Source organism: Streptomyces sp. CBMA123, assembly GCF_014596465.1.
Classification (GTDB): Bacteria; Actinomycetota; Actinomycetes; order Streptomycetales; family Streptomycetaceae; genus Kitasatospora.
The window spans coordinates 1-7344 of sequence record NZ_MECK01000261.1 but is presented as its reverse complement, the minus strand read 5'-3'; the positions used below and the strand labels follow the sequence as shown (position 1 = coordinate 7344).

The following is a 7344-nucleotide window of genomic DNA, read 5'->3' as shown; positions in this document are numbered from 1 at the left end:
CCCCCCCCCCCCCCCCCCCCCCCCCCCCCCCCCCCCCCCCCCCCCCCCCCCCCCCCCCCCCCCCCCCCCCCCCCCCCCCCCCCCCCCCCCCCCCCCCCCCCCCCCCCCCCCCCCCCCCCCCCCCCGCAACAGACCCCACACCCCGCCCCCACCCCTAGCTAGACCCCTACCGCGCCGCGGCCCGCCCCGCCGCCTCGAAGTCCCGCAGCGCCCTGGCCAGCCGCTCCGACTGCATCCCCGCCGCCAGCGAGCGCGCCAGCCCCGCCGTCCGAGCGGCCTCCCGCTGGTCGCCGAGCCGCCGGTGGGTCTCGGCGAGACGGACCATCAGCAGCGCCTTGGAACGGGCCCGTCCCGGCCCGAGCCCGGCGACGGCCTCGGCCAGCAGCGCCTTGGCCATCCGGTACTGGCCGAGCGCCAGCCGCCCCTCCCCGACCATTCCGGCGAGGTCGGCCCGGGCCTCCTCGGCGCCGGGTACGCCGTCGAGTTCGGCGAAGGCCCGGGCGGCCACCGCCTCGGCCTGTTCGGCCTCGCCGCGGCGGCCGTGGGCGCGGGCGATCCGGCCGAGCTGGCGGGCCCGGGTGGTGGGGCTGAGCACGGGGCCGTGGGCCTCCAGGGCGGTGCGCAGCGCGGTGACGGCGTCCAGGCCTCGGCCGCCGCTGCCCTGGGTGGCGAGCACGACCAGCGCGCCGAGCCCGGCGACCCCGAGCCGGGGGTCGCCGCTGACGTGGGCGGCGCGTAGCGCGGCGACGAAGGCCCGTTGGGCGGCCGCGTCGTGGCCGAGGTCGTACGCGGCCCAGCCGGCCAGCCGGGCGAGCCGGCTGGCGGTGCCGTACAGCTCGCGGCCGAGTCGTTCGTCGTACGCGCCGAGTTCCAACAGCTTGGCCAGCATGGCGAGTTCGGCCCGGGTGGGGCCGAGGACGAGGCCGCCGCCACAGGAGCGTTCGAGGCGCAGCTTGCTGCGGTAGGACAGGCCGAGTTCGCCGGCCAGGGTGGGGTCGACGCGCAGCGCGCCCTCGCCGCCGCCGACGGGTGGCGGCGGGGAGGAGAGCCGTTCGGCGGCGTGGTCGAGGTCGGCGCCGCGGAACAGGTCGGTGAGGCGGACCGGCCCGGCGTCGGTGGCGGCCTCGCGCAGCGCGGTCTGGGCGGTGTCGGCGGTCCACGGGTCGGTGAGCAGCCGGGGCGAGAGGATCTTGGCGCCGCGGTGGCCGCCCATCCGGCCCCAGAGCTGCTCGTAGGTGACGGCCATGCCGAGGGTGCGGCTGAGCACCTCGCAGACGGTCTGGTCGTGCGGGCTGCGCGGGACCATGCCGCGGTCGCGCCACTTGTACGGGGCGGTGGAGCTGATCGCCAGTCCGGGCGGCAGGGCGAGGCTCACCTCACGGGCGAGCCGTTCCGGACTCCAGCCGAGCTGGTGCAGTATCCGGGCCAGCTCCTCGTTCCGCCTTCGCTGCAGATCGGCCATGGCACGACGGTAGCGGTCTTTCCGGTCCGCCCGCCGGTGGCATGCACACAACGGCGAAGAGCCGCCCCCCGTGACCGGGTGGCGGCTCTCGACGACTGTGGAGCTATGGGGAATTGAACCCCAGACCTCTTGCATGCCATGCAAGCGCTCTACCAACTGAGCTATAGCCCCTTGACCTGCGATGTCACCGGGTTTCCCGTCGTTTCCGTCCGGTTTCCCTCGGCGACATCGACTACTTTACACGGTCCGGGGGGTGCTCCTGAAATCCGTTTCCCGAGGCAGCCGCGGGTAGCGCGCCCGACGCTCACCCAGCAGCCGAAGCACCCGGCGAAGCGAAGCGATCAGCGAAGCGAGGCCCCCGGCAAGGTGAAGAGGTCAGCGAGGCGAAGAGGTCAGCGAGGCGAAGAGGTCAGCGCACCACCCGCCGGCCGCGCTCCGCGAAGCCCACGCCGACGAGCACCACCACCGCGTTGGCCGCCAGCGTGACCAGCAGCGCGTGCCCCGAGTCGGCGGCGGGCGCCGGCAGGTCCACCTGCCCGAGGAACACCGAGCCGAGCACCGCGACCCCGACCACCTGTCCGAGCTGCAGGACGGTCACCGTCACCCCGCTGGCGTCGGCCGCGTCCTCGGGCGCCACCCCCGCGAGCGCCCGGGCGAACAGCGGCGCGTACGCGCAGCCGGCGGCCAGGCCGAGCGCGGCCGTCTCCGCCAGCACCACCGCCCCGATCCCGGCGCCGCCGCCGAGCAGCACCCCCAGCAGCAGGTACCCGCCACCGAGCAGCACCCCGGCGAGCACCGGCAGCACCGCGTGCAGCCGGCCGGGCAGCCGGTGCCAGCGCAGGCTGGCCAGGCCGAAGCCGACCGCGACGGGTGCCGAGCAGAGCCCGGCCCGCAGCGCGCTGTGGCCGAGGGCCGCCTGCTGGTGCAGGGCGAAGGCGAACATGAAGCCCGCGTAGGCCGCCATGATCGTGAACAGTCCGGCCGCCGCCGGGCGCAGCCCGGGGGCGCGCAGCACCCGCCCGGGGATCAGCGGGTGTCCGCCGCGCCGGGCGACCCCGCGCTCGACGACCACGAACAGGCCGAACATCAGCACGCCGCCCGCGAGCATCGCCCAGCCCCAGGCCGGCCAGCCGAGTTCGTTGCCGAGCACCAGCGGCACCACCAGCAGGCCGAGCGCCGTGCCCAGCACCACCAGTCCGGGGAGGTCGAAGCCGCGCGAGGGGTCGCCGGGCAGTCGCGGCAGCAGCCGGGCGCCGGCCGCCAGCAGCGCCAGCCCGATCGGCACGTTGACCAGGAACACCGGCCGCCAGCCGGTGCCGAACAGGTCGGCGCTGACCAGCACCCCGCCGAGCACCTGCCCGAGCGCGACGCCGACGGCCAGCACCGCCGAGTAGAGGCCGATCGCCCGGGTGCGGGCGGTGCCGGTGAAGGTGCGCTGCAGCAGGCTCATCACCTGCGGCACCATCAGCGCCGCGCCCGCGCCCTGGAGCAGCCGGAAGGCGATCAGCCAGCCGGTGGTCGGGGCGAGGCCGCAGGCCAGCGAGGTGGCGGTGAAGGCGGCCAGGCCCAGTTGGAACAGCCGGCTGAAGCCGTACCGGGCGCCGAGCCGGGCGCCGGTGATGAGCAGGACCGCGTAGGCGATGGAGTAGCCGGCGATCACGAGTTGCAGGGCGGCGCCGGAGGCGCCCAGGTCGGTGCGGATGGTGGGCACCGCGACGTTGACGATGGAGGCGTCGAGCACGGCCATGAACTGCCCGCACAGGATGAGCGCGAGGAGCAGCCCGGGCCGTACGGCCGGGTCCCCGGTGGTACGTCCGGCCGCGCGGGGCCGGGTCTGAAGATCCGTCATGGCCACCAGCCTGGGGCGGGCCCGGTACTGGTGGTTAGAGCCTGCTGATCCTGGTACTGGCAGCACCTGTACCGCCCGCGCGCCCTGCGGCACGATGGACGCCATGACCGTGCTGGAGGAACCCCCCGTCGTGACGGGCGGCCGCGAGCGCCGCCGGACCGAGCTGGCCCGCTTCCTGAAGGCCTGCCGGGCACGGGTCGCCCCCGAGGACGTCGGCCTGCCGCCGGGGCTGCGCCGCCGCACGCCGGGGCTGCGGCGCGAGGAGGTCGCGCAGCTCGCCGGGGTCGGGGTCACCTGGTACACGTGGCTGGAGCAGGGGCGGCCGATCAACGCGAGCGAGCAGGTGCTGCTGGCGGTGGCCCGGGCGCTGCGGCTGGACGGCACCGAGCGCCAACACCTGTTCCGGCTGGCCGGGATGGCGTCGTCGGCGCTCGCCGCTCCGGCCCCGCCGGAGCTGAGCCCGGCGATCCAGGTGATCCTGGACTCCCTCGCCCCGCTGCCGGCGGCGGTCTCCAACACCCGTTTCGACGTGCTGAGTTTCAACCAGCCGTACCGCTCGCTGTTCGGCACCGAGCGGATGCGCCCGTCGCACGGGGTGTTCTTCAACAGCCTCTGGTGCATGCTGACCGCGCCGGAGTGCTGCAACCCGTGCGAGAACCCGGAGGAGACCCTGTCACGGATGGTGGCGGTGCTGCGCTCGGCGTACGGCCGGCACGTCGGTGAGCCGGCCTGGGAGGAGCACGTGCAGCGGCTGTCGGCCCGCAGCGAGCTGTTCCGGGAGCTGTGGGCCCGCCAGGAGGTGGCGCCGCCGAAGACGCTGCTGCGGATCTTCCGTCACCCGGAGCTGGGCGTGCTGCGGTTGAACGCCACCTACCTGACGATGCCGGGCGTGCCGGAGTGCTACATCGTCGTGTACGTCCCGGAGGATCCGGCCGACCGGGAGCTGGTCGAGCGGCTCGGCTCGCTGCCCCCGGGCAGTTGGCCGCACACCTGCGCGCGGTGAGCACCCCGGGCCCCGATGCCCGAGAAGGCCGAGGTGACCGAGAAGGCCGAGAGGACCGGAAACGCCCCGAGAACCGGAAACGCCGAGAGGCCGCCACCCGGTGGGTGACGGCCTCTCGAACCACTGTGGAGCTATGGGGAATTGAACCCCAGACCTCTTGCATGCCATGCAAGCGCTCTACCAACTGAGCTATAGCCCCGCGACACTGGCGACCTGGCTCCGGAACTCCGATATCCACGACCGCCGATGCGGAGTGGAGCTATGGGGAATTGAACCCCAGACCTCTTGCATGCCATGCAAGCGCTCTACCAACTGAGCTATAGCCCCGCACTCACCGGATCTCCCGCTTCCCTTCCGGGCCGCGTTCCTTCCCTGCGAACGAGGAAGACTCTAGCTGGTCAGGCCCGGAACTGCGAAATCCGCCCCCTCCGGGCCCCCGCGAAGCCCCCGCCGCCTAGTGCCGACGCGTGGGGATCAGGTGTCGTCGCCGATGACCGGCTGCGGGAGCGTGCCCGCGTTGTGCTCCAGCAGCCGCCAGCCGCGCGCCCCCTTGCCGAGGACCGACCAGCAGCAGTTGGACAGCCCGCCGAAGCACTCCCACAGGGGCGGCTCCAGGCCGAGCAGCTGCCCGAGCATGGTCCGGATGGTGCCGCCGTGGCTGACCACCACCAGCGTGCCGTTCTCCGGCAGCTTGGCGACGGCCTCCAGCACCACGGGCACCGAGCGCTCGGCGACCTCCACGGACAGCTCGCCGCCGCCACGGCGCACCGGCTCCCCGGCCGCCCAGGCCGCGTACTCCTCCGGGTGGCGCTCACGGATCTCGGCGTTGGTCAGCCCCTGCCAGGAGCCCGCGTACGTCTCCCGCAGGCCCTCGTGGTGCTGCACGTCCAGCCCGGTGACCTTGGCCAGCTCCTCGGCGGTGCGCCGGGCGCGCTTGAGGTCCGAGGAGATCAGCAGGTCGGGGTGCAGGCCCGAGAGCAGCCGGGCCGCCCGCTGGGCCTGCAGGACGCCCTGGCCGGTCAGTTCGATGTCCGTGGTGCCCTGGAAGCGCGATTCGAGGTTCCAGGAGGTCTGGCCGTGCCGCCAGAAGACGATGCGCGGGCCCCGCCCCTCGCGGCTCAGTGCAGGTCCTCGGGCTTGCCGAAGTCGTCGGCCGGGGCGACGGCGTTGCCGGCGTCGTCGGTGACGGCGTCGGGGCGGTTGCGGGACTCCATTGCGTCCGCGGGCAGCGGCAGCTCGGGGCAGTCCTTCCAGAGGCGGTCGAGCGAGTAGAAGGAGCGCTCCTCGGAGTGCTGGACGTGCACGACGATGTCCAGGTAGTCGAGCAGGATCCAGCGGCCGTCGCGCTCGCCCTCGCGGCGCACCGGCTTGATGTCCAGCTGCTCGCGCAGCTGGTCCTCGATCTCCTCGGCGATCGAGCGGACCTGGCGGTCGTTGTTCGCGGAGGCGATCAGGAAGGCGTCGGTGATCGACAGCACCTCGCTGACGTCGAAGGCGATGATGTTGTGCGCGAGCTTGTCGGCCGCCGCCTGGGCGGCGACGGTGATGAGCTGCTGGCTGTGGTCGGTGACGGTCACGGTGTACTTCCGGCTCGGCGGTTTGGGAGGCCCCGGCGCGGTGGCCGGGGTCGCCTTCCAGGATCTCACGCCGTCCCCGCGGCCTCGGAACGCATTTCCGGGGCCGCGGGGACCGCACGAGCGGGGGCGCCGCCGCCTACTGGCTCTTCGGCGGCTGGTAGTCCTTGCCCAGCACGACCACCAGGTCCGCGTTCTGGGCGTCGCCGACCTTCTTCACCGCCGTGTCCGGCAGCCCCAGGCTGGTCGCCAGGGACTTCGCCGCGGCCTGCCGGGCGTCGTCGGTGTAGCGGATCTCACTGGTGGCCTGCGGCGCGGACTTGGCGCCGCCCGGGATGAACGTCAGGCCCGAGTTGACGATCTGGACCTGCGCGGCGGCGCCCGCCGCGTCGTTGCCGGAGGCGTCCTGCAGCGCGACCCGGGCGGGGGCGTCGCCGGCCGCCGCGGACTTCACGGTGCCGCCGAGCACGTCCTTGACCTGCTTGCCCGCGGTCGCCTCGTCCAGGGTGCCGTCCGGCTTGACGGTCAGCGCGGTGGTGCCGAAGTGGCCGTCCTTCGCCTGCTGGGCGAGCTGGGCGAGCACCCCGGCCAGGGCGTCCTCGGGCAGCGAGGGGTCGAGCACCGCGTTCATCCGGTGCACGTCGTCCTTGGCGTCCTTGAACGCGGTCGGCATGGTGCGCACCACCGCGTCCATCACCTGCCCGAACCGGGCCAGCTGGGCGTCCCGGTTCTCGCCGGGCGCCTGCAGGGTGGCGTACGCGACCGCGGCCTTGCCGCTGAGCAGGGTGTTCTTGCCCGCCGGGGAGAGCAGTTTGCCGTCCGGCTTGCCGCCCTCGTAGGTCTCGGCGTTGGTGTCCACCCGGACGCCGCCGAGCTGGGAGACCAGCAGTTCCAGGTACGGGGTGTCCAGCCGCCAGGTGCCGGCCACCGGCGCGCCGAGCACGGTGGACAGGCCGTCGCGGGTGGCCGAGGCGCCGATCGCGTCCATGGCCTGGCCGACCGTGGTCACCGGCGGGTCGGCGGGACCGGGCAGCCGCAGCACGTCGGGCAGCAGCAGCACCGTGCCCTTGTGCCCGGAGACGTCGTCGACCAGCAGCGCGCTGGACACCTTGCCCTGCAGGTCGCGCAGGTGGACGACGTTGACCTGCCGCCCGCCGGCCGCGGTGGCCGCGGTCGGCTTGTCCCCGGTGAACCACAGGTAGCCGCCGACGCCGCCGGCCGCGAGCGCCAGCACCACGCCCAGGCCGACCAGCCGGTTCTTCAGCTTGCGGCGCCGCTCGGCGCGCACCTCGCTGCGGGACTCGGCGAACTTCAGCCAGTCGATGACGTCCTCGGTCTCCTCCGCCTCCTCGTCGACGAAGGTGAACTCGCCCGTGGTATAGCTGTCCTTGGGCGCCCGGGCCTTGCCCGGCCGGGCCCCGGCGACCTGCTCGGAGGGCGCCGCCGACTCGGCCTG

6 protein-coding genes and 3 tRNA genes are annotated in these 7344 nt (G+C 74.2%); 1 reads left to right on the top strand and 8 read right to left on the bottom strand.

The genetic code is table 11. The features are described 5' to 3' along the window. Positions 1–166: 166 nt before the first annotated feature. The 3 genes from BG452_RS26155 to BG452_RS26145 all read right to left on the bottom strand — a co-directional run bounded on the left by BG452_RS26155 (position 167) and on the right by BG452_RS26145 (position 3311). Positions 167–1462, bottom strand: coding sequence for a hypothetical protein (locus BG452_RS26155; protein ID WP_188306802.1), 1296 nt, complete (start codon positions 1460–1462; stop codon positions 167–169). Positions 1463–1560: 98 nt separating this feature from the next. After that, positions 1561–1633 (bottom strand) — tRNA-Ala (locus BG452_RS26150). Between the two features lie 238 nt (positions 1634–1871). Continuing rightward, the gene (locus tag BG452_RS26145) at positions 1872–3311 is read right to left on the bottom strand and encodes an MFS transporter (protein ID WP_188306801.1); all 1440 of its coding nucleotides are present in this window, start codon (positions 3309–3311) and stop codon (positions 1872–1874) included. 103 nt (positions 3312–3414) lie between these two features. Here BG452_RS26145 and BG452_RS26140 point away from each other — a divergent pair, with 103 nt between their 5' ends. Beyond that, a complete protein-coding gene (locus BG452_RS26140) occupies positions 3415–4314 on the top strand; it encodes a helix-turn-helix transcriptional regulator (protein ID WP_188306800.1) in 900 nt (299 codons plus the stop codon). A gap of 126 nt (positions 4315–4440) precedes the next feature. On the opposite strand, the gene BG452_RS26135 is transcribed toward BG452_RS26140, so the two are convergent. From BG452_RS26135 to BG452_RS26115, 5 genes are all read right to left on the bottom strand, one after another. Further along, positions 4441–4513: transfer RNA gene (locus BG452_RS26135), tRNA-Ala, on the bottom strand. Between the two features lie 55 nt (positions 4514–4568). Beyond that, a tRNA-Ala gene (locus BG452_RS26130) sits at positions 4569–4641 on the bottom strand. Positions 4642–4788: 147 nt separating this feature from the next. Then, positions 4789–5436 (bottom strand): histidine phosphatase family protein, encoded by a 648-nt coding sequence (locus BG452_RS26125; RefSeq protein ID WP_188306803.1) that lies wholly within the window; start codon positions 5434–5436, stop codon positions 4789–4791. After that, positions 5433–5891 carry a ribosome silencing factor gene (gene rsfS, locus BG452_RS26120; protein ID WP_188306799.1) on the bottom strand — a complete coding sequence of 153 codons (459 nt, stop codon included), beginning with the start codon at positions 5889–5891 and terminating at the stop codon, positions 5433–5435. The genes BG452_RS26125 and rsfS overlap by 4 nt, the downstream gene beginning before the upstream one ends. Before the next feature lie 136 nt (positions 5892–6027). Further along, the coding region (locus BG452_RS26115; protein WP_188306798.1) for an LCP family protein at positions 6028–7344 on the bottom strand (1317 nt) is incomplete at its 5' end.